Annotated in this window: 24 protein-coding genes, 1 tRNA gene and 1 other RNA gene; 18 read left to right on the top strand and 8 right to left on the bottom strand. The window is 58.7% G+C overall.

Annotation, left to right across the window (positions count from 1 at the left end; genetic code table 11):
- The first annotated feature begins 90 nt into the window (after positions 1 to 90).
- The 3 genes from MHK05_RS07735 to MHK05_RS07725 are packed head-to-tail and all read left to right on the top strand — an operon-like array spanning position 91 to position 3,967.
- Positions 91 to 1,185 (top strand): potassium channel family protein, encoded by a 1,095-nt coding sequence (locus MHK05_RS07735; RefSeq protein WP_034655803.1) that lies wholly within the window; start codon positions 91 to 93, stop codon positions 1,183 to 1,185.
- The gene (locus tag MHK05_RS07730) at positions 1,186 to 1,917 is read left to right on the top strand and encodes an NAD(+) diphosphatase (RefSeq protein ID WP_239205904.1); all 732 of its coding nucleotides are present in this window, start codon (positions 1,186 to 1,188) and stop codon (positions 1,915 to 1,917) included.
- Positions 1,910 to 3,967 (top strand): ATP-dependent DNA helicase UvrD2, encoded by a 2,058-nt coding sequence (locus MHK05_RS07725; protein ID WP_239205902.1) that lies wholly within the window; start codon positions 1,910 to 1,912, stop codon positions 3,965 to 3,967. The genes MHK05_RS07730 and MHK05_RS07725 overlap by 8 nt, the downstream gene beginning before the upstream one ends.
- Here MHK05_RS07725 and MHK05_RS07720 read toward each other — a convergent pair.
- On the bottom strand, positions 3,945 to 4,766 hold the full coding sequence (locus MHK05_RS07720) for a bacteriocin biosynthesis cyclodehydratase domain-containing protein (RefSeq protein ID WP_239205900.1): 822 nt from the start codon (positions 4,764 to 4,766) through the stop codon (positions 3,945 to 3,947). The genes MHK05_RS07725 and MHK05_RS07720 overlap by 23 nt on opposite strands.
- A 127-nt stretch (positions 4,767 to 4,893) precedes the next feature.
- Here MHK05_RS07720 and MHK05_RS07715 point away from each other — a divergent pair, with 127 nt between their 5' ends.
- Positions 4,894 to 5,415: a M48 metallopeptidase family protein gene (locus MHK05_RS07715; RefSeq protein ID WP_239205898.1), complete on the top strand. Its 522-nt coding sequence runs from the start codon at positions 4,894 to 4,896 to the stop codon at positions 5,413 to 5,415.
- Here MHK05_RS07715 and MHK05_RS07710 read toward each other — a convergent pair.
- Positions 5,412 to 6,824, bottom strand: coding sequence for a zinc-dependent metalloprotease (locus MHK05_RS07710; protein WP_239205896.1), 1,413 nt, complete (start codon positions 6,822 to 6,824; stop codon positions 5,412 to 5,414). The two genes, MHK05_RS07715 and MHK05_RS07710, sit on opposite strands and share 4 nt — an antisense overlap.
- A 93-nt stretch (positions 6,825 to 6,917) precedes the next feature.
- Here MHK05_RS07710 and MHK05_RS07705 point away from each other — a divergent pair, with 93 nt between their 5' ends.
- Complete coding sequence (locus tag MHK05_RS07705) at positions 6,918 to 7,982, top strand: YlbL family protein (RefSeq protein WP_023020806.1); 1,065 nt, start codon at positions 6,918 to 6,920, stop codon at positions 7,980 to 7,982.
- Between the two features lie 5 nt (positions 7,983 to 7,987).
- Here the strand turns inward: MHK05_RS07705 and MHK05_RS07700 are convergent, their stop codons facing one another.
- Together MHK05_RS07700 and MHK05_RS07695 are read right to left on the bottom strand one after the other, a co-directional pair.
- Positions 7,988 to 8,650 carry a beta-N-acetylglucosaminidase gene (locus MHK05_RS07700; RefSeq protein WP_239205894.1) on the bottom strand — a complete coding sequence of 221 codons (663 nt, stop codon included), beginning with the start codon at positions 8,648 to 8,650 and terminating at the stop codon, positions 7,988 to 7,990.
- 46 nt (positions 8,651 to 8,696) lie between these two features.
- Positions 8,697 to 9,233 (bottom strand): PPA1309 family protein, encoded by a 537-nt coding sequence (locus tag MHK05_RS07695; RefSeq protein WP_023020808.1) that lies wholly within the window; start codon positions 9,231 to 9,233, stop codon positions 8,697 to 8,699.
- Positions 9,234 to 9,356: 123 nt separating this feature from the next.
- Between MHK05_RS07695 and MHK05_RS07690 the strand changes: the two genes are divergently transcribed.
- From MHK05_RS07690 to MHK05_RS07680, 3 genes are all read left to right on the top strand, one after another.
- Complete coding sequence (locus MHK05_RS07690; protein ID WP_239205968.1) at positions 9,357 to 12,314, top strand: UPF0182 family protein; 2,958 nt, start codon at positions 9,357 to 9,359, stop codon at positions 12,312 to 12,314.
- A gap of 154 nt (positions 12,315 to 12,468) precedes the next feature.
- Positions 12,469 to 12,545 (top strand) — tRNA-Met (locus MHK05_RS07685).
- Between the two features lie 251 nt (positions 12,546 to 12,796).
- On the top strand, positions 12,797 to 13,636 hold the full coding sequence (locus tag MHK05_RS07680) for a kinesin (protein WP_239205892.1): 840 nt from the start codon (positions 12,797 to 12,799) through the stop codon (positions 13,634 to 13,636).
- 66 nt (positions 13,637 to 13,702) lie between these two features.
- Here the strand turns inward: MHK05_RS07680 and MHK05_RS07675 are convergent, their stop codons facing one another.
- A complete protein-coding gene (locus MHK05_RS07675; RefSeq protein WP_239205890.1) occupies positions 13,703 to 14,146 on the bottom strand; it encodes a DUF1990 domain-containing protein in 444 nt (147 codons plus the stop codon).
- A 149-nt stretch (positions 14,147 to 14,295) separates the two neighbouring features.
- Between MHK05_RS07675 and MHK05_RS07670 the strand changes: the two genes are divergently transcribed.
- From MHK05_RS07670 to MHK05_RS07655, 4 genes are all read left to right on the top strand, one after another.
- Positions 14,296 to 15,375, top strand: a complete 1,080-nt coding sequence (locus tag MHK05_RS07670) for a S1 family peptidase (protein ID WP_239205888.1) — start codon at positions 14,296 to 14,298, stop codon at positions 15,373 to 15,375.
- 259 nt (positions 15,376 to 15,634) lie between these two features.
- Positions 15,635 to 15,880, top strand: coding sequence for a FeoA domain-containing protein (locus MHK05_RS07665; RefSeq protein ID WP_239205886.1), 246 nt, complete (start codon positions 15,635 to 15,637; stop codon positions 15,878 to 15,880).
- The gene (gene feoB, locus MHK05_RS07660) at positions 15,880 to 17,802 is read left to right on the top strand and encodes a ferrous iron transport protein B (RefSeq protein WP_239205884.1); all 1,923 of its coding nucleotides are present in this window, start codon (positions 15,880 to 15,882) and stop codon (positions 17,800 to 17,802) included. The genes MHK05_RS07665 and feoB overlap by 1 nt, the downstream gene beginning before the upstream one ends.
- Positions 17,799 to 18,059, top strand: a complete 261-nt coding sequence (locus tag MHK05_RS07655; protein ID WP_086588881.1) for a MarR family transcriptional regulator — start codon at positions 17,799 to 17,801, stop codon at positions 18,057 to 18,059. Before feoB ends, MHK05_RS07655 begins: the two co-directional genes overlap by 4 nt.
- Here the strand turns inward: MHK05_RS07655 and hisN are convergent.
- The gene (gene hisN / locus MHK05_RS07650) at positions 18,056 to 18,838 is read right to left on the bottom strand and encodes a histidinol-phosphatase (protein WP_239205882.1); all 783 of its coding nucleotides are present in this window, start codon (positions 18,836 to 18,838) and stop codon (positions 18,056 to 18,058) included. The genes MHK05_RS07655 and hisN overlap by 4 nt on opposite strands.
- Positions 18,831 to 19,667, bottom strand: coding sequence for an inositol monophosphatase family protein (locus MHK05_RS07645; protein ID WP_239205880.1), 837 nt, complete (start codon positions 19,665 to 19,667; stop codon positions 18,831 to 18,833). The genes hisN and MHK05_RS07645 overlap by 8 nt, the downstream gene beginning before the upstream one ends.
- 60 nt (positions 19,668 to 19,727) lie before the next feature.
- On the opposite strand from MHK05_RS07645, the gene prfB reads away from it, so the two are divergent.
- On the top strand, positions 19,728 to 20,825 hold the full coding sequence (gene prfB / locus MHK05_RS07640) for a peptide chain release factor 2 (RefSeq protein WP_239205878.1): 1,098 nt from the start codon (positions 19,728 to 19,730) through the stop codon (positions 20,823 to 20,825).
- 76 nt (positions 20,826 to 20,901) lie between these two features.
- Here prfB and MHK05_RS07635 read toward each other — a convergent pair whose 3' ends face one another.
- A complete protein-coding gene (locus tag MHK05_RS07635) occupies positions 20,902 to 22,521 on the bottom strand; it encodes an AbgT family transporter (RefSeq protein WP_239205876.1) in 1,620 nt (539 codons plus the stop codon).
- Between the two features lie 109 nt (positions 22,522 to 22,630).
- Between MHK05_RS07635 and ftsE the strand changes: the two genes are divergently transcribed.
- The 5 genes from ftsE (at position 22,631) to ssrA (ending at position 25,559) form a co-directional block, all read left to right on the top strand.
- A complete protein-coding gene (gene ftsE, locus MHK05_RS07630; protein WP_239205874.1) occupies positions 22,631 to 23,320 on the top strand; it encodes a cell division ATP-binding protein FtsE in 690 nt (229 codons plus the stop codon).
- Positions 23,317 to 24,219, top strand: a complete 903-nt coding sequence (gene ftsX / locus MHK05_RS07625) for a permease-like cell division protein FtsX (protein ID WP_239205872.1) — start codon at positions 23,317 to 23,319, stop codon at positions 24,217 to 24,219. The genes ftsE and ftsX overlap by 4 nt, the downstream gene beginning before the upstream one ends.
- A 44-nt stretch (positions 24,220 to 24,263) precedes the next feature.
- Positions 24,264 to 24,767, top strand: coding sequence for an SsrA-binding protein SmpB (gene smpB / locus MHK05_RS07620; RefSeq protein ID WP_005322310.1), 504 nt, complete (start codon positions 24,264 to 24,266; stop codon positions 24,765 to 24,767).
- Positions 24,760 to 25,116 (top strand): DUF488 domain-containing protein, encoded by a 357-nt coding sequence (locus tag MHK05_RS07615; protein ID WP_023020832.1) that lies wholly within the window; start codon positions 24,760 to 24,762, stop codon positions 25,114 to 25,116. The genes smpB and MHK05_RS07615 overlap by 8 nt, the downstream gene beginning before the upstream one ends.
- A 62-nt stretch (positions 25,117 to 25,178) precedes the next feature.
- Positions 25,179 to 25,559, top strand: a transfer-messenger RNA (tmRNA) gene (ssrA, locus tag MHK05_RS07610).
- Positions 25,560 to 25,967: the final 408 nt, after the last annotated feature.

Here is a 25,967-nt window from a genome sequence, read left to right as displayed (position 1 = left end):
ATGTGAGCGGTTGCGTAAGCACGCAATCTCTTGAGCAATCATTCGAGACCAGAAAAGGCGGGGCTAGTGGGCAAAAATCGTGCGCGAGCTATGAAGTCGCACTTTAAGAGTCGCTTCTTGCCGCAGGTTGAGCTGTCCTCGCAGCCGGACCACGCGCTCATTGACGTCATTACGGTGCCGAGGGATGAAAATTCCAGCCCGTGGCGTCAGTTGGGCAAGCGTGTGCTGTGGGCTTTAGGCATTGTTGTCTTCGTGACAGTCGTGGTCTATTTGGACGGCGGTGGATATAGCGAGGACATGTCGCTTTTGGATTCCGCCTACTATGCTGCGGTGTCGCTAACTACAGTGGGCTACGGCGATATCGTTCCTGTGTCCCCGCAGGCCAGGTTCATTAACTTAACGCTTATTACACCTGCCCGCCTGATCTTCCTTGTTTTATTGGTTGGCGCGACCTTGTCCGTGCTAACGGATAAGGCCCGACGTACTTTCCAAATCCAGAACTGGAGAAAGCAATTGCGTAACCACACCGTCGTTATCGGGTATGGCACCAAGGGCGCCGGAGCGGTGGCCGCGCTGCTGGCCGATGATGTTCCGTCCTCCCAGATCGTGGTCATTGATACCAACCGTGCCTCCCTAGCTCACGCAGAGCACCACGGACTAGTCACCATTTTTGGTTCCGGTACAAAGCAAGACGTATTGAAGATCGCTGGGGTAGAGCACGCAAGCTCTATTGTTGTAACCCCATCTACGGACGATACAGCGGTGCTGTGCTGTCTATCCGTGCGAGAGCTTGCACCCAAGGCCAAGATTGTGGCGTCGGTTCGCGAGTCTGAGAATCGCCACCTGCTGCTCCAATCTGGTGCGGATTCTGTGGTCACCTCTGCTGAGACTGCCGGCCGACTATTGGGCCTAGCTACCGTGACCCCGACGGTGGTGGAGATGATGGAAGACCTGCTTTCACCTAATGAGGGCTTCTCCGTGGCCGAGCGTGCCGTGCGCGAGTTTGAGGTTGGTTCTAACCCACGCCACCTGGCAGATATCGTGCTTGCAGTCTTGCGCAATAACGAACTGCACCGAGTGGATACCGCGGACGCCTCCGCGTTGAAGCCGGGAGACCGATTGCTGTATATCAAGCACGAGATGGAACAGCCCATTGAGGTCATGGACGATGATGACGAGGACTAAATGTTCCTCCCAGTAACTCCTAGTGGCCTCGTACCGGTTACGGGGGTGGGGGAGCCGGTGCTGGTGAAAGAGGTTCCCGGGGGCGTCGGCAAGCAGGTCGTGGTGGACCTAGGCACCTTGCAGGCATGCTTGGTCTCGGAGGATAGCGCCGGGAAGCTAGGCCGTTTGGAAAGTGCAACCTTTTTTGCAGACCAGCCGGTTATCCTGCAAGCCATCGCGCTTATTCGCAACCGACGCGAACAGCGCTTTGATCCCCGGACCGGACGCCAGCTGGACTACCCGGCGCCGGGAATCGTTGGGCGCGATCCGCACGACGAGAAACGGCTGGTCTTCCCGCGCTTGGATCCCGCCGTCATTGGGCTCATTCGCCTCAGCGGTACAGACCGGATTTTGCTGGCGCGTAATCGCCGCCGCAATAGCTTCTTCTCTTTGATCGCTGGTTACGTTGAACCCGGCGAGACTGCGGAGGCAGCCTTTGCACGCGAAGCGCTCGAAGAAACCGGGCGTAGGGTGGACCATATTCGTTATTGGGGCTCGCAGGCGTGGCCGCCGAGCGGCTCGCTTATGCTGGGCTTTTGTGCACAAACGGCTGATGTCCATCCCACCTGCCATACTGATGGGGAACTGGAAGAAATCCGGTGGGTGGAGCGCGCCGAGCTGCCTGAGCTTTCGCTTCCTCGTCCGGGTTCAATTGCACACACGATGATTATGGAGTGGTATCACGGTGACTAAGCCGGATTTGTCCCTGCTGGATGAAGATCAGCTGCGCGCGGCCACGGCGCCGCGCGGGCCCGTGTGCATCTTGGCTGGCGCGGGTACGGGGAAGACCCGCACTATTACCTATCGCATCGCCAACCTGGTAGACCAGGGTTTTGTGAGCCCGCAACGCGTGTTAGCGGTGACCTTCACGGCGCGCGCAGCCGGGGAAATGCGCGATCGCCTGCGCACCATGGGCGTGGCCGGCGTACAAGCGCAGACCTTCCACGCCGCGGCGCGTCGCCAGCTGAAGTATTTCTGGCCCCAGGTAGCGGGGGACCTTCCATGGCAGCTGCTGGATAATAAATTCCCGCTGGTCGCTCGCGCGGTGCGTTCGGTGGGGTTGGATAATTCCAAGGATATGATCCGTGACGTCCTAGCGGAGATCGAGTGGGCTAAGTCCGCGCTGGTGAGCGCCGAGGATTATGAGTCTGTGATCGCCACTACGGACCGCAGCGCTCCGGCTGATCCCGCCAAGGTGGCAGAGGCCTTTCGCCGCTACGAACAATCCAAGGCCACGCCGGACATGATGCACCTGGATTTCGATGACCTGCTCATGCACATCGCGGGTGCCATTGAAAATGTGCCGGCGATTGCAGAAACCTTCCGGGAGCAGTATCGCACCTTCGTGGTAGACGAGTATCAGGACGTAACCCCACTGCAGCAGCGGGTGCTCAATGCCTGGTTGGGTGAGCGCGACGATCTCACCGTGGTGGGTGATGCAAATCAGACCATCTATTCCTTCAACGGCGCCTCTCCGGACTATCTGCTCAATTTCTCGCGCACGTACCCGGATGGGACCGTGGTCAAGTTGCAGCGTGACTACCGCTCGACGCCGCAGGTAACGGACTTGGCCAATCGGGTCATTGGCAAGGCCACAGGGCGTGCGGCTGGCACACGCTTGGAGCTGCAGGGCATGCGCGAGCCTGGTCCGGAGCCCACCTTTAAGGCCTATGAGTCTGAAGAGACTGAGGCCCAGGAGGTTGCCGGCCAGGTTCTCACACTGCTGGATCAGGGCGTGCCGGCCTCTGAGATTGCCATCCTCTACCGCATTAACGCTCAATCGGAGCAGTTTGAGCAGGCGCTTGCTGACGCCGGAGTGGTCTACCAAGTCCGTGGCGGCGAGGGCTTCTTCCGCCGCCCGGAGATCCTAGAGGCCATTCGCGTTCTCATCGCCGCGACCCGTCGTGAGGACTTGCCGGATGATCCGGTGGCAATTGCTCGCGCAGCCTTTGTCGAGTTGGGGCTAAGCGCCACCGAGCCGCAGGGCGCGCAGGCCCGCGAGCGCTGGCAATCCCTCAACGCATTGGTAGGGCTCATCGAGAAGATTGTGGAATCGGCTCCTGGCATAGATCTCAACGGGGTGTTGGGGGAACTGCGCCGGCGCTCCACCGATAAACAGGCCCCAGCTATGGAAGGCGTCACGCTAGCTACTGTGCACGCTGCCAAGGGCTTGGAATGGGATGCGGTGTTTCTCGTGGGGCTGACAGAAAAGCTCATGCCTATCAACCACGCTATCAAGGCGGGCGATGAGCAGATTGAGGAAGAACGTCGTTTGTTCTATGTCGGCATTACCCGCGCCCGCGAGCACCTCGCACTGTCGTGGGCGTTGGCGAAGACCACTGGTTCGCGAGCCTCGCGCGAGCGTACCCGCTTCCTCGATGGAATCGTACCGGCGGCCGAAGACGCCTCTGGCAAGGGGACTCGCTCGCGCCGCCCGAAACGCTGCCGCGTATGTTCAGGTCTGCTGGGAACACCGGCCGAAAAGGTTATCGGCCGCCACGAAGACTGCGAGGGAGGCGGAGATGAAGAGGTCTTTTCTGCCTTGCGCTCGTGGCGTTCCCAGGTTGCGCGCGAGGAAAAGGTGCCGGCCTATGTTATTTTTTCCGATGCCACCCTGCAGTCCATGTCGGAGGAGCTTCCTGCCGATGAGGCAGAAATGCTGTCCATCTCTGGTGTAGGCCCCAGCAACCTGGAGCGCTATGGCGCCCAAGTACTAGAGGTCATTCGTTCGGTGCGCAGCTAGCCAAGTTGGTTTTTCCGCCAAAACATACTGGGCATCGCGGATGCGCAATGATGGTGCGCTGCTGGTGGTGACCGTAGACATCGACTTCCCACTGCTGTCCAGGGCGCGGCTTCGCGGTCGGCGCTCCCGGCGGCAGTGGCCGCCCCATAAGCCGGCGAATGATCACCTGCGTATGCGCCGCGACCGCATCGAGCACCACAGCTTCTGGCGTGCGGCGCACGCGGGGTAATTGGGTGCTGATGATATTCCAGCGCGGGTCCGTATCCACGCGGGATAGGTGCGCACACAGTGGGCATGGGCCTCGGCCCTGCACGCGTACCGGGCCTATGACGCCACGATTGTCCAGTAAAGACACCGGAAGCCACGTGGTCTCCGTTCCCGCCAGCGCATTGGCGCAATCCAGCGGGCAGTGCAGCTGGTCTACGGCCAGGACCGGATACATGCCGTCGAGGTCGTGGATATAGGAAAAGATATTGTCATCCTCTAACGGGATGCGAACTTGGAATCCATCTGCCTCCAGGCGTGCGCGTAAGCCTTGCGCCAGTGCGGATTCTCCCATCAAGACAAGAGTGTCCGATTTCTCTACGGCCTCTTTATAAGGCCAAAGGATGCCATAGTCCAGTGCGTCCTCGATAAGGCTAAGCGCTGCGGCCTCATCTAGACCTGCGGCGCATAGTCTCCCAGACAAATCTTCTGGCCTCACTGGCTCGCGAGCGGTATTGAAGGCCGCCGCGACGGAAAGCGCGCTGCCCGTTTCTGCCACTCCAACGCGGGTGGCATCCATGCCAAATTGAACCACCGTTTCCTCGCGGCAAAACACTGCGCTGCCCGGCGCCAAAACTACCTGGGTGACACAAGCCCCCACGCCTATACCCCTTTCCCCGATGCATGTGGATTCCATTGCACCACAGGTACAATCACCTGTCATGTCGAGCACGCAGCCCCCCGCACCACAAACCCCAGAGGTCAAAGTCATTCGTTCCGCCAAGCGGAAGAAAACCGTGCAGGCTCGCATGGTCTCCGGGGTGCTCGAGGTACGCATCCCCGCCTGGATGTCCGCTCGCGATGAGCGCGAGGCAGTGGCGGATATGTTGGCGCGGGTAGAAAAGAAACAGGGCAGTAGCCGCCGCTCGGACGCGCAATTAGAAGAGCGTGCTCGGCGGCTTAACGCGGCTTTCTTAGACAGCCGCGCTACCATCGGCTCTGTTCGTTGGGTAAGCAATCAAAATACGCGGTGGGGTAGCTGTACTACCTCCACCGCGGATATTCGGCTGAGCGACCGGCTACAACACGTGCCGGACTATGTGCTGGATTCGGTGATCATTCACGAGCTCACCCACACCTTCATCCCGCGCCATGGGCGGGATTTTTGGCACTGGGCGGACAGGGCGCCCCACGCTGAGCGGGCGAAGGGCTATCTTGAGGCCTACCAGCGCTGGGGCTGTTAGTTCTCGTCGTCCTCGTTGCCCTTTTCTTTCTGCTCATCTTGGCCATCGGCCTCGCCGGTTTCATCGTCCTGAGCAGCAGAGGAATCCTCACCGTTTTTGAGCATTTCCTCCAGCTTGGCAAACTCTTCCTCAAAGCCCTCATCAGGGCCGTCATCCAATAGGGAGTCGATAAAGGCGGCAGGGTTATCTAGGTGCTCTGCAGTTGGCAGGAAGTCCGGGTGGTCCCACGCCTTATCGCGCTTTTCCGCACCCACGGCAACGGTGGCGCGGCGCCACAACTCAGCGGCCTCAGAAACCTTGGGGGCGTTGAGCTCGATACCAACGACCTTGCTGAAGGCGTTTTCGGCAGAACCACCAGTGCTACGGCGGTGCGCCCATGCCTGGGTTAGCTTCGAGGTGGATGGGATGCGCTCGCCCAGTGCCTCTGTGACGACGTGCTCGGCCCAGCCTTCCACCAATGCCAGTAGGGTTTCTAGGCGAGAGGCTGCCGCAGTGTTCTTGGACGTGATGCGTGGGGAGAGGTCCATGCCCTGCAGCTTGCTCATCGCATCCTGGATTGCTTGCGGATCGCCGGACTCTAGGTTGAGCTCGCGGGTGACTTCCTCCAAGTGGGAGGTGTCAATGACCAGACCGATGGCATATTCCTCCACAGAGGAGACGATGCGCTCTACCAACCACGGCACGTGCTTGAACAGGCGCTGCCGCGCGGCCTCGCGCGCTGCAATATAGACCAGCACCTCTTGGCCAGGAATATTGAGCTCCCGGGCGACCTTCTGAATGGTCTGTGGCAATAGTGCCACGGTATTGGCCGGGGCGATGGGAAGACCGAAATCAGAGCCGGTCAACGCCTGCGCAGCCAAATCACCCAAGGCGTGACCGAGCTGCATGCCAAAGTTCATGCCAGACATCTGACTCATCATCTTGGTCATCGGGCCCATCATCTCGCGGGCTTCTTCCGGCATCGATTCCATCTGGGCATCATTCATATGCTCCGCCACCGGAGTGACCATGCGCTGCCAGGCCGGCATGGTTTCTTCCAACCACTGCTTGGAATCCCACGCCTTGGCCGTGCCGGAGGCGGTGGGCAGGTAGGTGGCGTCATCGAGCCACAGCTCCGCTAGGCGGACGGATTCCTCCACTGCCTTGGTATCGTCCGCGCTCACACCCTTTGACTGGGAGATTTGCTGCAGGGCGATGCGCTTGGCCATGTCATAGTTAACAGGGCCGGAATTTTCCGGCGAGTTCATAGAAGAGCCCATGCCGGACAGCATCTGACCGAACTGGTTCAGCATGTCACCGAGGCCGCCACCATTAGCGCCGCCGAATGCGCCGAACGGGTTCTGGTCACGACGTCCGTCATTATCGTCGTCATCATTATTGGGGAAAGAAAAACCGAATCCGTTGCTCATGCGTCCTAATCTACCGACACCATCCGGCTAGTTTCCATGATCCCTGCTACGCTGACAGCGAACACGACGGCAAAGGTTGTAGGGTAGTGATTCGTGAATTCTCCTGCTAGCCGTCGCGTCCGCACCATCGCCTGGGGTGCTATCCCCGTCGTCTTAACCGGTGCGTTGGTATCGCTTGACCATATTCCCGGCACCGATGTGTCTTTGACCGTCCCCTATGCTGCCGAAGGCCCAGGCCCCACGGTAGACACATTGGGGGAGGTAGACGGCACCCAGGTCGTTGACGTTCAAGCCCCGAAAACCTATGACACGGATGGTCACCTCAACATGACTACGGTCTCCGTGCGTACCAATATGACCTTGGCCCAGGCGCTGGGACGCTGGATGATGACCGATGACACCATCGTGCCCATCGATACCGTCATCCCACAGAACATGAGCGATAAAGAAGTAGAAGAGTCCAATAAGCAGGCCTTTACTCAGTCCGAGTCCGCAGCGACTCTGGCAGCCATGGACTACCTGCATTTGCCGGTAAAGATCTCCATCGCAGAGGTGCTGGATAAGGGTGCTGCGCAGGGCAAACTGAAAAAAGATGATGTCATTACCGCCGTGGCGGGCAAGGAAGTCTCGGAGCCGGGTGAAGTTCAAGACATCATCAAGGAAAAGAGCCCCGGCGATAAGGTCACGATGACCGTGGAGCGTGGCGGCAAAAAGCACGAAGAAGAAATAGAGCTAGGGGAAAACCCCCACCAGAAGGGGCAGGCGATGCTGGGCATCGCCATGCTCTCGGTCCCTAAAGACGATATAGAGGTCACATACAACCTGCAGGATATCGGTGGTCCATCCGCTGGCATGATGTTTACCCTGGCGGTCATCGATAAGCTCAGCGAAGAAGACCTCACGGGCGGCAAATTTGTGGCCGGCACCGGCACCATTCAAGAAGATGGCAAGGTGGGCCCCATCGGCGGCATCCAACATAAAATCGCCGCCGCCCACGCAGCCGGCGCGGAACTCTTCCTGGCGCCACAAGATAATTGCTCCGAAGCCGCCGCGAGCGACCACGGGGACATGCCCATCGCGGAAGTGTCCAACCTGGATGAAGCGGTATCCACGATGAAAGACTTCGCGGACGGCAAGGAAATTAAAACCTGCCAATAAGCGGCCTACTTAGCTAGGCCCAGTTCCTTGATCTTCTCTTCCGGATCTTCCTGGTCTGAGGAGATCATCTGCTGCATGACCATGCCTTCTTTATTGTCCACCACGGTAATAACCGCCGTGGTGCCCAGCGTGGACCAGCCCACAACGCGGTCGCCGCTATCCTCAATGACCTGCGAGCTGCGCAGCTCAGTAAGCACCTGCGTGGTCTGCTTTGCCTTGGAGTGTGAGCGGAAGAACTGGAACTGGCCTACCTTCGGCCCAGAGCAGTTATACGAGTCATCCCCGCCCGTGGAATCGCAGCGATCGAAGTGCGCGAAAAGCTCTTGCGGTGCCACGGGCGCGAAGATGTCATAGGCCTTGGACACAGACTTTTCCAATTTTTCGCTCCCAGGCTCTGTGCTTTCCGACGCCGCCTCCGAGCTCGCCGCCGCACTCGACTCGACGCTGGACTCGGCGGTGGACTTAGAGCTGGATGCGGTGCTGGTTTCCTCAGTGGCATCCGCCGCAGTGGGAGCGGACTCGGCGCTGGCAGTGGTGGTATCTACGGGGGCGTCGGCAGGCGCGGCATCATCCGAGGAACAGCCGGCAGCGCTCACGCCTACCCCCAGCAGGAGTGCTGCTGCGGTAGCGCGGGTAGCGGTCAGGCGAGTGAGAGTAAAGCGTCGCACGGTAGGAAACTGCTCCTTAGTCGCAAGCGAGAATTGTCTTTCCAGTCTAATCTAGTTCATCCGGGTCCTGGCTCAGCCCATAGCGCAGGGCCGCGATAATCCCGGGTGCTACCTGGGGGCCGCCGCGCAGCTGGATGTCATCCTCCGCGAATGGCCCGGCTGCTTCCAACTCCTCTTCGGTGGGGCGCAGCTGCAGCAATGTGGTTTCAATCCCTTCCTCACGCAGCGCACCGGAAAACAGGCGCGCCGGGCGAGGGGAGGGGTCCTCGCTGGAGGTATCGCGGAACCTAATCTCTTGGGCCAGGATGACGCCGGCCACCTCCCGCGGCCAAGCCAAGCGGGAGACATAGTCGGCCAACTGCTCAGAACCGGGCTCAATGTTTTCAGGCACATTATCCTGCACGATAAGGGTAAGCGGCGCCGCATCTTCCTCATCGAGGGCGGCAAGCTGGTCTGCTACTAAGTGGGTAGGAACGAGCGCGAAGATAGTGGGGCGGGCGTCCCAGCCCTCTGCATGGACGAATTCCACGGCTTCGGTCATCGCGCGGTTTAAAGCTGGCTGTGATAATTCGGGGGAACTCATAAACATCCTTATTCGTTATCTGTGTATTGCTTCCTTAAGCTGGAAGAAGTCTACAGGTTTTAAATTCGCACTATTTGATTGGAGCTGGCGTTGTCCTTAGGATCATCCACACCAGCCGCCCCGTTGAAGCGGCCCCCGCGGGTCGCGACAATCATTGCGGCCATCATTGCCCTCCTTTTGTTCATCGGCTCCATGTTTGTGGGCCTGTACACGGATTGGAGGTGGTTTGGTGCGATTGAATACCGGAACGTCTTCACCACCGCGATTATTGCGCGGATAGTGCTCTTTATCATCTTCGGCTTCATCGCCGCTGCCGTGGTGTGGGCCGCGGGCCTCTTTGCCTGGCGCGGGCGTCCGGATTCGCTCGACCTTGGGGACTTGAACTCGCCGGTGTATCAGTACCGCAAGTCCATTGAAAAGTCTATGGGCGTCTTCTTCAAGGTCATCCCCGCCATCGTGGGCATCATTGCCGGTTTCATCGGCCAGGCTAATTGGCGCACGGTCCTGCTATTTTTAAACGGCCAGGAATTCGGCCAACAGGACGCCCAGTTCCACCACGACCTAGGTTTCTATGCCTTCACGTTGCCGGTTTTGAAGATGGTGGTCAGCACCCTATCTATCCTGTTGATTTTGGCGTTCCTCATCGCGCTTTTCGGTCACTATGTGCTGGGTGGCATCCGCATTGGCAATAAGGCCGCAGGAGTTCGCGGCTCCATTTCCCACTCGGCTCGCCTGCAGCTGGCGATTACTGCCGGCCTGTGGATGGTTGTTCAGGTCATCGGCTACTGGTTGGATCGCTACGAGCTCCTATATGCCCAGCACGATCTCTTTACCGGTGGTTCCTATACCGATATTCATGCCTACCTACCGGCGAAAATCATCTTGATGATCATCGGCGTCTTTGTGGCGGTGGCATTGTTTATGGCCATCGTCATTAAGGACCTGCGCATCCCGGGTCTGGCCGTGGTGTTGATGCTGCTGTCCTCGCTGGTTATCGGCCAGGCATGGCCGCTGCTGATGGAACGTTTTTCCGTGCAGCCAAACCGTCAGGCAAAGGAAGAAGAATCCATCGCCCGCAATATTGAGGCCACGCGCTATGCCTATGGGCTTACCGATGACCACGTCACCTATGAAGACAACTGGGGTGGGGACGAGGTCTCTGATGACAAGGTGGCTTCTGATAACGCCACCATCAATAACCTCCGCCTGCTGGATCCGGAGATTCTTTCTCCTACCTTCACCCAGATGCAGCAGCTGAAGAATTTCTACGGCTTCCCAGAGACGCTATCGATGGACCGCTATGAGATCGATGGTAAGAAGCGTGACTTCGTCGTTGCTGCGCGCGAGCTGGATCCAAATGAGTTGCGGGAGAATCAGTCCGACTGGATTAACCGTCATACCGTCTACACCCACGGCAATGGCTTTGTGGCAGCGCAGGCCAATAAGGTCGATGAGGTAGCCCGCGATGCGGGCTCTGCCCGCGGAGGCTTCCCCATCTTTACCGTTTCTGATCTGCAGACCCAGGCCGGTGAGTCGGAGGGCGAAGGCGAAACCCAGGACGCCGAGAAGTCTCTGGGCATCAAGGTAGACCAGCCGCGCATCTACTATGGCCCGGTTATTGCTGGCGCTGCCGATGGCATGGATTACGCCATTACCGGCAAGACTGGCGATAACCCGGTGGAATATGACACCGATAGCTCCACCTATACCTATGACGGCAAGGGCGGCGTCGGCATTGGCAATATCTTCGACCGCACTATGTACGCCGCCAAGTACCGCGAGCTGAACTTCTTGCTTTCTGACCGCGTCGGCAGCGAGTCAAAGCTCCTCTACGACCGCGACCCGCGCGAGCGCGTGGAAAAGGTTGCTCCGTGGCTGACCACCGATTCTGCTACCTACCCGGCCGTGGTGGATGGCCGCCTGAAGTGGATCGTCGATGGCTATACCACTTTGGAGTCCTTGCCTTATTCCCAGCGCGCTTCGCTTTCCGACGCCACCCAGGACACCCTCAATCCTGATGGCACGACCCAACGCCTTGTCAATGACAAAGTGGGCTATATCCGTAACTCGGTAAAGGCCACCGTCGATGCCTATGACGGCAGCGTGGATCTCTACGAGTTCGATAAGAATGACCCAGTGCTCAAGGCTTGGGAGGGAGTCTTCCCGGACGTCGTCAAGCCAGAGGCGGAAATCTCCGATGAGCTACGTCAGCACTTCCGCTATCCGGAAGATATGTTCAAGGTGCAGCGTGACCTGCTGGCGCGCTACCACGTGGATGACCCGAATGTATTCTTCAACAACGATGCCTTCTGGTCCGTGCCGAATGACCCCACTGCGGAGGAATCCCGTCAGCTCAACCAGCCGCCTTACTACGTGATGGCCGCAGATCCAGAGACCGGCAAGCCCAGCTTCCAGCTGACGACCTCTTATCGCGGCTTGAACCGCGAGTTCCTGTCCGCACACATGGCTGTCTCCTCCGATCCGGAAACTTATGGCGATATCACCGTGCGGGTGCTGCCGACCAATACGCAGACTCAGGGCCCGAAGCAGGCGCAGGATGCGATGATGTCTTCTGACCAGGTCGCCCGAGACCGCACCCTGTGGGAAGGCACTAACGACTTGCACAACGGTAACCTGCTGGCCCTGCCAGTAGGTGATGGCGAAATCCTGTACCTTGAGCCGATTTACTCGCAGCGCAAGGACCAGGCCTCTGCCTTCCCGAAGCTGCTGCGCGTACTCGTGTCCTATAAGGGCCGCGTAGGCTACGCCCCCACTATCGGTGATGCCCTTGAGCAAGTTGGAATCGATGCCAAGGCCGCTCAGAATATTGAGGAAGTCGACGGCGATTCTGGCGAAAAGACCGACACCAAGGACGACAAGAATAAGAAGGATGCCAAGGAAGATAAGCAGTCGGCCCCAGCCTCCGCTCCTTCCTCTTCCGACCAGGCAGGCGCCATCGATGACATCAACAAGGCTTTGAAGGGCCTAGAGGATGCTCGCGATGGTTCCTTCGAGGAATACGGCCGCGCCCTGGATGAACTCGATAAGGCAGTTGAGTCTTATCAGAAGACGGAAAAGTAGTTCTTTCACTCTTTAAAAGCGGCGATTAAGGCACCTGCCCAGCGGATTTGGGTAGGTGCCTTTCCCTATGTATAGTTACATGAGTCGCCAGGACAGAGCGAATACACTTAGTGTTAACGTACTGTTCAAGCGCAGATGATGGAAGTCATCTCGACGCGGGGTGGAGCAGCTCGGTAGCTCGCTGGGCTCATAACCCAGAGGTCGTAGGTTCGAATCCTGCCCCCGCTACCAACTTCTAGGCCCTCATCGGTTCGCCGGTGAGGGTCGTTTTTGTTTTCTGATCTCCACCAGCAGGCGCATTTGTCTAGTGCAAGCCCGTTTTGTCTATGCCTGCCGCAATTCTCGTCAGAACGTGGCTGCAATGCACGTTTCGCTTCCGCCGCTGGAATGGGATGCCCCCGACAAAGTTTATCGTGCATGCTTCCCAACTTTCTGGAACCCTAGAGGGGAGAAGATAGATCTATTTAAAGGAGTACGTAGTAATGGCGAATAACCTAGGCCACGAGGTTGACTTGGATCGCAATGACTATAAGTACCTAGCGTCTGAAGACACCGCGTCTTCGTCGGCTAAGGCTAATAAGTCCGCGCATTCCGGCGCTGGAGCTGCCGCTGCGGGTGCCGGCGTTGCAGCGGCAGGCGCCGCGGGTGCTGCCGGTCTGTCCAAGCCGGTCGGAAACCCATCTGTGGACAACAATGAGTCCGCCGCAAGCAAGTATGAGCCGCAGAGCCACGTCGTTGCTGGTGCGGAGGAAGAACATGTGGGTAAGGCTGCTGAGCAGCCAGATCTGCAGGAGAAGCTGGATGAGGATAACTCTGACTACGTGCCGAGCCAGCACATCGTAGGTGGGGCGAAGGAAGAGCATATTGGTTCCGCTCCGCAGCAGCCGGATCTGCAGGAGAAGCTGGATGAGGATAACTCGGACTACGCGCCCAGCCAGCACATCGTAGGCGGTGCGAAGGAAGAGCACATTGGTTCCGCCCCGCAGCAGCCGGACCTGCAGGAAAAGCTGGATGAGGACAATTCGGACTACGCGCCCAGCCAGCACATCGTGGGCGAAGCACACGAAGAGCGCATTGCAACTGCACCGAACCAAGACAACGTCAACGGTCAGCAGTCCTCTGAGCGCCTAGATCAGCTAAAGGATAAGGCGTCCGAGGCAGGTAGCGCCGTAGGTGATGCCTTCCAGCGTGCTAAAGGCTTCGTGGAGGACAAGGCGCATGAGTACCAGGAGGAGTCCACGAAGAAGGGTGGCTTCTTTGACCGCGTTAAGGGCGCTGTGCGCGATGCACGCGAGTCCATTGAGGACAAGCGCAAGAATTAACCAGCGCCGAGTTTAAGCCGCTTTCCCCGGGCTGGGGAGGCGGCTTTAGTCGTATATACAATCCTGCTATTCGTCCAAGGCGTGGAGATAAAGCCTGCTGATAAGCAGGCGCCTCGGCACGTCCACAAGGGGGCGCAGGAAGGGGAGGAAGGGCTCTGAGGCGGCGTCGATAAGCAACACCGTGCGACCATCGCGCAGGCGCTCTAGGGTGAAGGTCTCTTCGCCGCGCTCGAGGTGTCCAGGGAGGGTGCCATAGGTGAATCCGCAGCGGCCATCCTCATGGAAGACATCGACTACGCGGCAGTGAAAATCCCATGGACCCAAGCCGAGGGTGACCTCCGCGCCCAGCTCCACTACCTCATGGGTCGGGCGGACACGGAAAAGACCGCTGCGTTGTACTGACCAGCGGAAAAGTCGGTGTGCGGCGGCGTCAAAGTCAGCATCGATAACCCGCGACATATGCAGCTGTGGAAAGTCGGAGACATCAGAATAGGACAGCGGTGTGGGCATGTTCTCCATGATAGGGGAGGGGTGATCACCCCCGAAGTCTGGAAGAAATATAACGGCTTGGACACAGTCACAAGAGTTTGCTGTTTCCACAATTCTTTCGTGCCACTATCGAGCTTGCACGATGTTGACAACTGAAAGTAGGTACCTTGATGCTTCGCATTCCGCACCTTAAGAAAGTTCTGGTGGGCTCGGCTTTCGCTGGTGCGTTTTTTCTGGGTTCCCCGGCCGCAGGCGCCCAGGAATTGCCCCAACCGGATTTCGACTCCGCAGGGATTATTAACCAGGTCCGCGATGGCCTGGCGGAGGTTGGTATCCAGACCCCGCAGGTGGATAAGAACGTCACCGATGCAGTAGATGCTTCTGTACGCAATGCGCAGGACGTGGCACAGCAGCATGCGCAGTACGCGGAACCGCTGACCAACCCGAATCCCATCGGCCTAGCGGAGCAGGCTACCCAGCCGGAGTTTAAACCGCAGGGCACCGATCCGAACTATAAGTGGAAAAACGATGGCTTTTCCAAGGTAGCCGCGGGCAAGCCACAGGCTGATTACGTCCTGCACCGGGTGCCGGGTTCCATGTTTGATGCCCCACGCATTCCAGAAGAGTCTGTTGCAGCCATGAATCAGGGTGAGTCCCTCTATGGTCCAGGCACCCCGCTCTACGTCAATGACAAGACGATGTGCACTCTGACCGCGGCAGGCAACGATAATGGTGGCCGCAAGGTGGGGCTGACCGCTGGCCACTGCGGCAATGTGGGCGATTCAGTTACCTCCGCTGATTCGGAGCAAATCGGACCGACGGGCACCGTGGTGTCCAAGAATGAGGATCTGGACTATGCCGTTATTGAGTTTGGTTCCAAGGCTAAGGTGTCCCGTTCCTACAATGGCGTAACCGTCAATGAACTAGGCGGTGGCGTCAAACCAGGGCAGCAGGTGTGCAAGCAGGGCGTTGCCACCGGCAAGACCTGTGGCATTACCTATCAGCAGGCAAAGAAGATTCAGGTAAACCAAGTTTGCGCCATGATGGGTGATTCTGGTGCGCCGTTGCTAGTCAATGGCCGCCTCATTGGTTCCATTTCCGGTGGATTCCTGCCGGTGAATTTCCCGTGCCGTACTCCATTGCAGGGGCCGGTTCATAACCCGACTGCTGCCACCAATATGGATGCGGTCTTGGCGGATATGAACCGCCGCGGCGGCGTAGGCGCTGGTTTCACGCTGCCTGAAGACTAGTTGTACTGAGCCATTCGCCCGCTCCCCAGCTCGGGGAGCGGGCTTTTTACGTCCCTGCCCGGTGCTGATAATCACAACTAATCAGCTCTTGTGTGAAAAGCTTAAGCGGACTAAGGTTAGCCTTATCTAGTAGCTACTTGGGTGTGGCTAATATCACCGGCATGGTCCGGTCAGAGAGAACCGAGGTAACCGCGCGATGTTGCAGCTGTCCCTATTGTCCCGCACCCGGCGCCAACCGGGGTGCGAAAAATCCGAGTGTATGCGCGCCGATCAGGCGCCGGTGGACGCTTTGGTGGAACTTCCTGAGTGCTGCTTGCAGCACGCCATCGACGAGCAGCCGGCGTTGGCGCTGCGCTTGCGGGAATTAGGTTTCCGCCCAGGTGTGCGCGTACAGATTGGCCGCAAGGTAGCCGGCGGTGCGCGCCTAGTTACCGTGGGCACCGCCCACTATGCGGTGGATGTGGCTACCCTTCGCCAGCTCGAAGTCATCCCGGTGGCAGCATAATGGCACGAAAAACCGCCGCGCCGAGCTGCCATTCCACCTCCGCCATGCGCATTGCGAAGGAGGGAACGCCGGTCCTCGCATTGGTAGGGGCTCCAAATTCCGGCAAATCTACCTTGTTCAATGCGCTAACCGGAGCGAAGGTGCAGACCGGAAACTGGCCGGGTACCTCCGTTGAGATAAGCCGTGGCTTGTGGAATGCGCAGCCAGAGGTCTTTGACATCATTGATCTTCCTGGTGCTTATTCATTGGATCCCATGAGCCCAGACGAGGAATTTACCCGCGATATGCTCGTGGAGGCTCCGCCGTGTGAGCGCCCCGATGTGGTTGTGGTGCTCGTGGATGCCACTGCGCCGGCGCGCGGACTGAACCTCGCTTTCCAGATTGCGGAGCACCCGTATCGGGTAGTGATTGGGGTGACCAAGGAGGACATCGCTAAGCAGCAGGGCATAAGCATCGATACGTTCGCGCTTTCACACGAGGTGGGCATACCGGTAGTCAGCGTTAACGGCCGGCGGCGCGAAAACTTGGACGCGCTCGAGCGCGAGGTTGCCCGTGCAATGCACACTGAGCCGCGGACCATCCGGCCCAATGCCGACTTAGACCAGCGCTTTGTGGATCTGGACGCGGCGGAAAAGGTTGCCGTTTCACGGACGGATACTGGCGAACCGCTCAGCCACCGCGTGGACCGCCTAGTCTTGCACCCAGTGGTGGGGCCGATTCTGTTTCTGGCGGTGATGTGGGCGGTCTTCTTCATCACCACTACTGTCGCGGGTCCACTACAGGACGGATTAGAAGCATTCATCACCGGCCCCGTTTCCGCCGCTGCGCGCAGTATCCTCCCGGATAACTGGCTGCTCACAGGCTTGTTGGTTGATGGTCTCATCGGTGGCGTAGGCATGGTGCTCACCTTCGCGCCGCTTCTCGCGCTGATGTTTTTGTGCTTGGCGGTGCTGGAGGATTCCGGCTATATGGCGCGCGCGGCCGTGGTCACTGACCGCGTGATGCGTGCCATCGGCCTGCCGGGTAAGGCTTTTATCCCCATCGTGGTGGGCTATGGCTGCAATGTACCGGCTATCTCAGCCACGCGCGTGCTTGGCGACGTCCGCCACCGCATCCTCACCTGCCTGCTTATTCCCTTTACTTCATGCTCTGCGCGTCTGATCGTATTTATGATGCTGGCACAGGTATTTTTCCCTGCTCATGCCGGTTCCGCGGTATTTGCCATGTACGTGCTGTCCATCGCTTTGGTGGTGTTGGTAGGCCTGGCGCTGCGCCGCACGGTGTGGCGGGCCATGCCGGCCGAAGCCCTCGTTATCGACCTTCCGGCCTATCAGCTGCCCACGTTTAGACTCACCATCTCAGTAATGTGGGTGCGCCTCAAGGGCTTCTTGCATACCGCCGGCGGCATCATCGTGGCCACGGTGGTAGTCATCTGGCTGCTCATGTCCATCCCGGTCACCGGCGGGCACTCCTTTAACGAAGAGGCAGTGCCGCCACAGGATTCCGCCTATGGGGCTGTTGCTCAGGCAATGTCTCCCGTCTTTGCCCCGGCAGGCTTTGATTCTTGGTCGCTGACCGGCCCCTTGGTCACTGGATTCGTGGCGAAGGAAACCCTCATTTCTACGTGGGCACAGACCTACGCGGTCGAAGACGTCACTGACGATGCACCGGAAGAGCAAGCAGAATCCCCACTGGCCAGCCATATCCGCGCTGATTTTGATGCGGCCTCTGGCGGGCACGGACTCGCGGCAGTATGGGCGTACATGGTATTCCTGCTGGCCTACACCCCGTGCGTAGCCACGGTAGCCGCGCAGCGGCGAGAAATAGGTTGGAAGTGGACACTCATCGGCTTCGCCCTACAACTCGGCTCCGCCTGGATCCTCGCGGTGGGAGTTTTCCAAGTCCTCAAGGGTTTCCTATGAGCCCCACGGAGCAGGTCAAAGAGGCCATTAAACAGGGCAAATCCAACCTGGCTGACATTGCAAAAGCTACTGGGTTAGGGCAGGGGACCGTGGAAATCATCCTCGCCCACCTCGAACGCACGGCGGAGCTGGTGCGAGAATCGCTCAACTCGTGCCCCACCGGCGGCTGCGGCAGTTGCGCGCAGGCGGGTGGTTGTTCCGGTGCAGCTACCGAGCACCGCGGCCCGGTAGTGCTCCAGCTGCGGAGAAGACCCTAGCCCTGTAGCGCGGCGAGGGCGTGCTTATGCAGCAGTCCGTTGGAGGCTACGCCGGATCCGCCATGCGGGCCGGGGTTTCCTTCAAGGTCAGTGAAGGTACCGCCGGCCTCGGTCACGATGAGCGAGGGCGCAGCGAGGTCCCACAGGGAAACCTCCGGTTCGGCGGCGATATCTACTGCGCCTTCGGCGACGAGGCAATAGGACCAGAAGTCTCCGTAGCCGCGCAGGCGCCACGTTTTATCCGTTAGCGCGAGGAATTTATCGCGCAGGCCGCGCTCAGCCCATCCGGTAAGCGAGCTCATCGCCAGCGAAGAATCGGAGAGATTTTCTACGTGGGAAACGCTCAGGCGTTTCGGCTCGCCGCCAAAAACGCGGAAGGCACCAGCGCCTTTGGCCGCGTACCAGCGGCGGCGCAGGGCGGGAGCGGAGACGACAGATACCACCGGTTCGCCGTCTTCCAAGAGGGAAATGAGCGTGGCCCATACGGGCACGCCACGCACGAAGTTCTTGGTGCCGTCGATGGGATCGATGACCCACTGGCGGCCCTTATAACAGGCCTCGCCGCCGTATTCCTCGCCCAGCACCTCATCGCGCGGGCGGGAGCGCTTGAGGGATTCGCGGATGTGCTTCTCACAGGTGAGGTCCGCATCCGATACGGGAGACATATCCGGCTTTTCCTTAACGGAAAGATCCGAGGCCTCGAAACGATGCATGGTTACTACATCGGCATGGCCCGCCAGCTCGAGCGCGAGGCCCAAGTCTTCTTTGAACTTACCCACGGAGCCAATCCTCCATCTGATCCACTACCAATTTATTGCCGGCGAGGCACCATTCGACACCGCCGGCTTCTACCTTGCGGGCGGCACCACCGGCTGCTTCAACGAGAGCTTTGCCGGGGAACCAATCCCAATCCGCGACCGAATGCTGCATCCATGCGCCCCACGTGCCATCGGCTACGGAGGACAGGTCAACAGAACCGGCACCGAGCATACGGACTGTAGCAAAGTTTTCCGCCACGCGCTGCCATGCCCCGCGGATATCCCCATCCATCAGCGAGGTCGGGTGCAAATAGGTAGATAGCGAAATCTGCTTGGCCGGCTGAGCCGCAAGGCGGGAAACTTCCTTACCGTCCAGGGAAGTGGGGTAGTCACGGCCACCGAACCACGTATAACCCATGGCGGGGCGGTGGACAGCACCAAGGGTGATCCCGGTGGCGTCGGCAAGCGCGAGGGCAGAGCACCAATAATCGGAGCCGGAAGAGAAATTGTAGGTGCCATCGACTGGGTCAATGACCCAGGTGCGGCCGGATTGGGACTCGCGGGCGGCGCCCTCCTCACCCAGGATGCCGTCCTCCGGGCGCACGGCCTCGAGCACGCCCGCGACGAAGCGCTCGGCCGCGCGGTCTGCATCCGTGACAACGTCCGAGATGGAAGTCTTTTGCTCCACGTCCACGCCCATCTCACGCAGGCGCCACGCTAGGCGTCCGGCGTTATAGACGAGGGCTTGCGCAAGGTGCGCATCCCCGTCATTCGCATGCGCGACAATAAAGGTCTTGATGACCGCGTCGATCATCTCCTGCAAGCTCGGCTTTTGATCCATGCCCACCATTGTCACCCTAAACGCGGCCGATGGCTAATTGTGATGGCCGGGTGGGTAGGATTGGGGCCTATGCGTCCCGAAGTAACAGCACGGCTCAAGCAACTAGAATCCACCCTGACCACCATTGAGAAGGTCATGGACCCAGAGGCTTTGGCTGCCCGCATTCGGGAACTAGAGGCCCAGGCCGGGGATCCATCCCTGTGGGACGACCCCGTACATGCCCAAAAGGTCACCTCTGAGCTTTCCGCAGCGCAGGCGAAGGTTCGCAAGCTAGAAGCGCTGCGCGGGCGTCTCGAGGACATGCCCGTCATGTACGAACTTGCGGAAGAGGAAGGGGATTCTTCCCTAGCAGACGAGGAGCTCGATTCCCTGGAATCTGCCATCGAATCCCTAGAGGTGACCACCATGCTTTCCGGTGAGTATGACCCGCGTGAGGCGGTTATCAATATTCGTTCTGGTGCCGGCGGTGTGGATGCGGCGGACTGGGCTGAAATGCTTATGCGCATGTATACCCGCTGGGCAGAAAAGCACGGCCACAAGGTGGATGTATATGACATCTCTTACGCGGAAGAAGCGGGCATCAAGTCCGCGACCTTTGTGGTCCATGGTGAATACATGTATGGCCAGCTTTCCGTGGAGCAGGGAGCACACCGCCTAGTGCGCATCTCGCCCTTTGATAATCAAGGCCGGCGCCAGACCTCCTTCGCCGAGGTAGAAGTCCTGCCGGTGGTGGAACAAACGGACCACATCGATATCCCAGATAGCGAAGTGCGCGTCGATGTTTATCGTTCTTCGGGCCCTGGCGGACAGTCCGTCAACACCACCGACTCCGCGGTGCGCCTGACCCACATTCCCACCGGAATCGTGGTCACCTGCCAGAACGAAAAGTCGCAGATTCAAAATAAGGCCTCGGCTATGCGCGTGCTGCAGGCAAAGCTCTTGGAGCGCAAGCGCCAAGAGGAGCAGGCCGAGCTTGACGCGCTGGGCGCTGGTGGTAACGCCTCCTGGGGCAATCAGATGCGCTCCTACGTGTTGCACCCGTACCAGATGGTCAAAGACCTGCGCACCAACTTTGAGGTGGGTGATCCCTCCAAGGTGCTCGATGGCGATATCGATGGCTTCCTTGAATCCGGCATCCGCTGGCGCATGCAGCAAGAGCAGGACTAGTTAGGAAAACAACGAAGGCCGAACTGAGAGGATTGTCTCTGCAGTTCGGCCTTTACCTTGAGCTCGCGGCGAAATCTTATGCGGGGAAGTGCATCGGTGCACCTGGTCCCAGCGGGATGCCGATGAGGTACCAGATAACGAAGAAGATGAACCAGCCCACCAGCATGCACAGCGAGTAGGGCAGGGCGAGCGACATCAAGGTACCCACACCCGCGTGCTTGTAGTATCGCTGCAGGAAGGTCAACGCCAAGGCGAAATAGGGCGACATTGGGGTGATGATATTCGTCGGTGAGTCACCGATACGGAAGAGCATCTGGGAGACCTCGGGTGAGACGCCAACATACATCATCATCGGTACGATGACCGGGGCCATAAGCGCCCATTGGGCAGAGCCGGAGGTAATGAATAGGTTGAGCAGTGCCACCATGGCGACCAGCGCGGCGAACATGAGCAACGGCGGCAGCGACCAGTGCTGGAGTAGCTCGGAGCCCTTAATAGCGGTCCATACGCCGAGGTTGGACCACTCGAACCAAGCGAGGAACTGGGCGACGGCGAAAAAGAGGACCAGCATGGGAACGAGAGTCTCGATACCCTTGGCCATAAACGTCGGCACGTCAGCAAAGGACTTCACGGTGCCAGCCGCCAAGCCATAGGCAATGCCGCACACCAAGAAGGCCAAGGCAATGGGCACCGCGATGGCGCTGATGAGCGGCGACTCCATAAAGCTGTCTTCTTGGCTCGCCAGCGGGGAACCAGGGATAAACAGCAGGGCGAAGAAGGCGGCGAGGAAGATCACCAGGGTGACGCCGGAAGCTATCAAACCACGCTGTTCATTGGGTTTGATGCGCATGGCCTCTTCATCATCCGTGAAGTCGTATTCTTCCTCTTCCCCTTCCTTGGTGGAAGAGCTGCCAGCGGCTTTGGAAAAGGAGACTTCCTCGTAATTGATGTGGTCGTGGTCTACCAATTCGCGGGCCTTTTTCACCATGAGGAATTCCGTGACCGCGGTAATGATGAGCGAAAGCACCACGGCGGAAGGGATGACGAAGAAGATATTCGCCAGCGGGCTGACCTCATACTCGGCATCGACGAACTGCGCGGCTGGAGTAGAAATACCAGCCAGCAGGAGGTCGGTGATATTGAGAATCAGCGAGGCATTAAATCCGGCTGACGAGGCGGCAAAGGCCACCATTGCACCCACGATGGGGGAGCGGCCCACCGCGTGGAAGGCCATGGCTCCCAGCGGAATGAGGATGACGTAGATGGCATCGGAGGCCACAGAGCCGGTCACACCGGCCAACGCCACGACGAAGGTAAGCATCTTGGCACTGACCTTGGTGACCATGCCGCGCACCAAGGCGGAAAGCAGGCCGGACTGCTCCGCTACGGCCACGCCGAGCATCACTGCAAGGATGACGCCGAGCGGTGGGAAACTGGTGAAGTTTTCCACCGCGTCCGTAACCATGCGCGAGATATTCTCGGTGGTCAGCAGCGATTGCACCTCAATGGTCTCGCCGGTTTTGGGATCCTCGGCGGTCATGCCAATGAGGTGCCCCAGCCAGGATGTCACAGCAACGATTGCCGCGAGGATGACGAAGAGCCAGAACGGATCCGGCAGCTTATTGCCAATCTTTTCTACAGTGCCCAGGAAGCCGCTTGCAGAACGTGGTTTTTCTTTAGTTTCGGGTTCGGCCATAGTATCGGCACTTTCTGTCGATTGGGTCGGAACAAATTAGTGTCTTAGACCACATTACTTAAATATAGTTCACAGCGCGGTGTCAACTTTGGTTGCTACAGTGATTCGCGTGATTAGATTCGACAACGTGACTAAGGCCTACTCCGCCGAGTCCCGCCCAGCGCTCGATGGGGTGTCTTTCGAGATTGCGGATGGTGAATTCGCTTTCCTGATCGGTCCATCCGGTTCCGGTAAGTCCACCTTCTTGGAGCTGATGGTGCGCTATAGCAACGTAACTGAAGGCGATATTTACTTTGATGATTTCCACGTCAATGAGCTTTCCGGCAAGCAGATCAACGCTCTGCGTCAGTCCATCGGTTACGTCTTCCAGGATTTCCGCCTGCTTCCAAAGCTGACGGTGTATCAAAACGTGGCCTTTGCGCTGGAGGTTATTGGCAAGAGCAAGTACCGCATTTCCACTGCGGTCCCGCAGGTATTGGAGCTGGTGGGACTCCACGATCGCCACAACGCCTATCCGCATGAGCTCTCCGGTGGTGAGCAGCAGCGTGTGGCCATCGCCCGCGCGGTGGTTAATCGGCCGAAGCTTCTGCTTGCCGACGAACCCACGGGCAACCTCGATCCCTCCACCGCTGACGAGATTATGGACTTACTGCTGGGCATCAACCGCCGCGGCACCACCGTGGTCATGTCCACTCACAATGCCCGCGCCGTCAATAGGGCGCGCAAGCGCGTGCTGGAGCTGCGCAATGGAGTACTCGTGCGCGATGAGCATGACGCACAATACGAGGGGGAAGCATGAAGCTAGGATTTATTTTCCGCGAAGCCACAAAGGGGCTTGGCCGCAACCTGACTATGACCATTGCCATGATTATCACCACCGCGATTGCGGTCGGGCTCGTTGTCGCCGGCATTATGGTGACCAACCTGACCAAGGACACCAAGGATATCTACCTCGACCGCGTCGAGGTCATGGTTCAGCTCAATGAGGATATTTCTGCCGGGGATCCAGACTGCACGAGTCCGGCCTGTGCGGATATCAAGGAACAGTTGGAGGCGGATGATTCCGTCGAGTCCGTGGAATACCGCAACCGCGCAGATTCTTATGAGCGGTTCAAAGAACTTTTCCAAGACACCGACCCTGTGATGGTGGAGCAAACTTCCCCTGATGCGCTGCCGGCTGCATTCCACGTGCGGCTTGTAGACCCAGAAGACGCCTCCGCAATCGATGCGATTCGGGATAACCCAGCGTTAGAGGACGTCGTCGACCAGCAGCAAGAGGTGCGCAATGCCGCCAGCAACCTCGACTCCATCCGCAATGCCACCTTCATCCTGGCCATAGTGATGTCTGTGGCGGCCATCTTCTTGGTGGCTAATATGGTGCAAATTGCTGCATTCCACCGCACTCGCGAAACGGAGATCATGCGCATGGTGGGCGCAAGCCGGTGGATGACGCAGGCGCCATTCGTCATGGAAGCAGTCTTGGCTTCCCTCATCGGTGTACTCCTCGGCGGGGCCGGCATCTTCTTGGGCAAGTCCCAAGTGGTAGACCCGTCCCTGCAGGGACTTTATGAATCACAGCTGCTTGCTCCTATGAAATCCGGCGATCTCTGGATTGCCCTCCCGCTCGTTGGCCTGCTAGCGCTGGTGGTTACCGCCGTTACGGCCCATATCACCCTGCGGTCATATGTGCGCAAATAGTCTGTTTGCCGGTCCAGTCAAAAGGGCACTACACTGGCATAACTATGGCTAAGAAGGGCAAGAAAAACAAGAAGGCGGCATCCGGCGAGGCTACGCTTGCGACCAACCGCCGGGCCCGGCACGACTACAAAATTCTCGAGGAGTACGAGTGTGGCATCGTCCTGCTCGGCACCGAGATTAAATCCCTGCGGGAGGGCAAAATCTCGCTCAATGATGCCTTCGCCACCATTGACGATGGCGAAGTGTACTTGCGGAACCTCCACATTCCGGAGTACTCCATGGGCTCGTGGACGAACCACAGCCCGCGGCGCACCCGCAAGCTTTTATTGCACCGCCGCGAGATCGACAAACTTTATGGCCAAGTGCGCAATGGCAATAAGACCCTGGTTCCGCTCAAGGTTTATCTCAAAAATGGTTACGCCAAGCTTTCGCTTGCGCTGGCCCAAGGCAAGCAGGACTATGACAAGCGAGAGGATATTAAGCGCCGCGACCAGGACCGCGAAATCTCCCGCGAGCTCGGTCGCCGCGTGAAGGGAATCAATGTTTAAGACAGCGAAAGTCCACGACGTCATCAAGGGTGAGGACACCATCGAAGGCGTCGGGGTGCTGGTGGATCGGATGTGGCCCCGGGGCGTCGCCAAGAGCGATGTGGACTACGAGAAATGGTTCAAGGAAGTCGCGCCGAGTCCGGAGCTGCGCAAATGGTGGAACCACGACGAGGATCGTTTCGACGAGTTTGCCCGCCGCTACAAGGCTGAGCTGGATGACAATGACTCCGAAGAGCTTACCCAGCTGCTTGCGCTTGCCGACGCCACCCTTCTCTTTGCCGCCGCCAACCGCAAGGTCAACCACGCAGTGGTCCTCAAAGAGTGGCTGAAGGAGCACTTGAGGAAATAAAAGTGGGTGGGGTAGTGTTATACGAACCGTAGGGAAGATGCACTATCCCGTCCCTACCGCATGGGGTTGATTTGGTTTCGACTTCGTGCACTGAGCCAGGGGAAGCGTGCCGGTGCAGGCTAACGACCACCGTATAAGCGTCGTAGCAACCAATAAACGCAGAGAAGAACTCTCAGCGTGACTACGCCCTCGCTGCCTAATTACAGCGACGCGTGTCTGTCAGCCTAGGTTTCGTTCCTGACCTAGAACCTGGCATCGACTAAGGAACTAGCCGGCTGGCCGGGTCATCAGGACCAGTCGGGACTCTTACTGGTGACTGGGCCCATCATCCGGACGTGTTCGCCCGATCCGGAGGGCCGAGGAGAGATCCTGTGCGAACTGCGCACGGAGAAGCCCTGGCAAGGTGACGAAGGACCCGGGTTCAATTCCCGGCAGCTCCACCGATAGGCCCCCGAGAAATCGGGGGCCTATTTCCATGCAAGGAGCCCGGTGGTCATCTTGCTGTTAATTGTCCGCCGTCCCCAATCCATTTTTGGGATCGCCCACCTAAAGGGGAGCGGTCCACCAGGGAGGCCTTTCAAACATGGGAGAAAGCATCTCGATTGCAGGTTTCCTTGAGGCATTAGTAGCTATGGGGCCACTTAGCCAGGTAAGACTCTGCCATAATGCCCGTTGTCCTGGGGATTTGTGTTGTTTGGTTGTGGTGGGCTACATTAATTCAAGTCGCTGGGAGGTAGCCGGGAGGTTACTTGATGGTGACATTTTGTACGGACTTGGTTCGATGATTTGACTTTGTTCTTTGAGTTGAGTAAGTTTGTACGGGCTGCCGATGAGAGGTTAACGGGAAGTTA

It is taken from the genome of Corynebacterium nasorum (assembly GCF_022347325.1).
Taxonomy (GTDB): Bacteria; Actinomycetota; Actinomycetes; order Mycobacteriales; family Mycobacteriaceae; genus Corynebacterium; species Corynebacterium kefirresidentii.
This window is presented reverse-complemented; position numbering and strand designations above follow the sequence as displayed.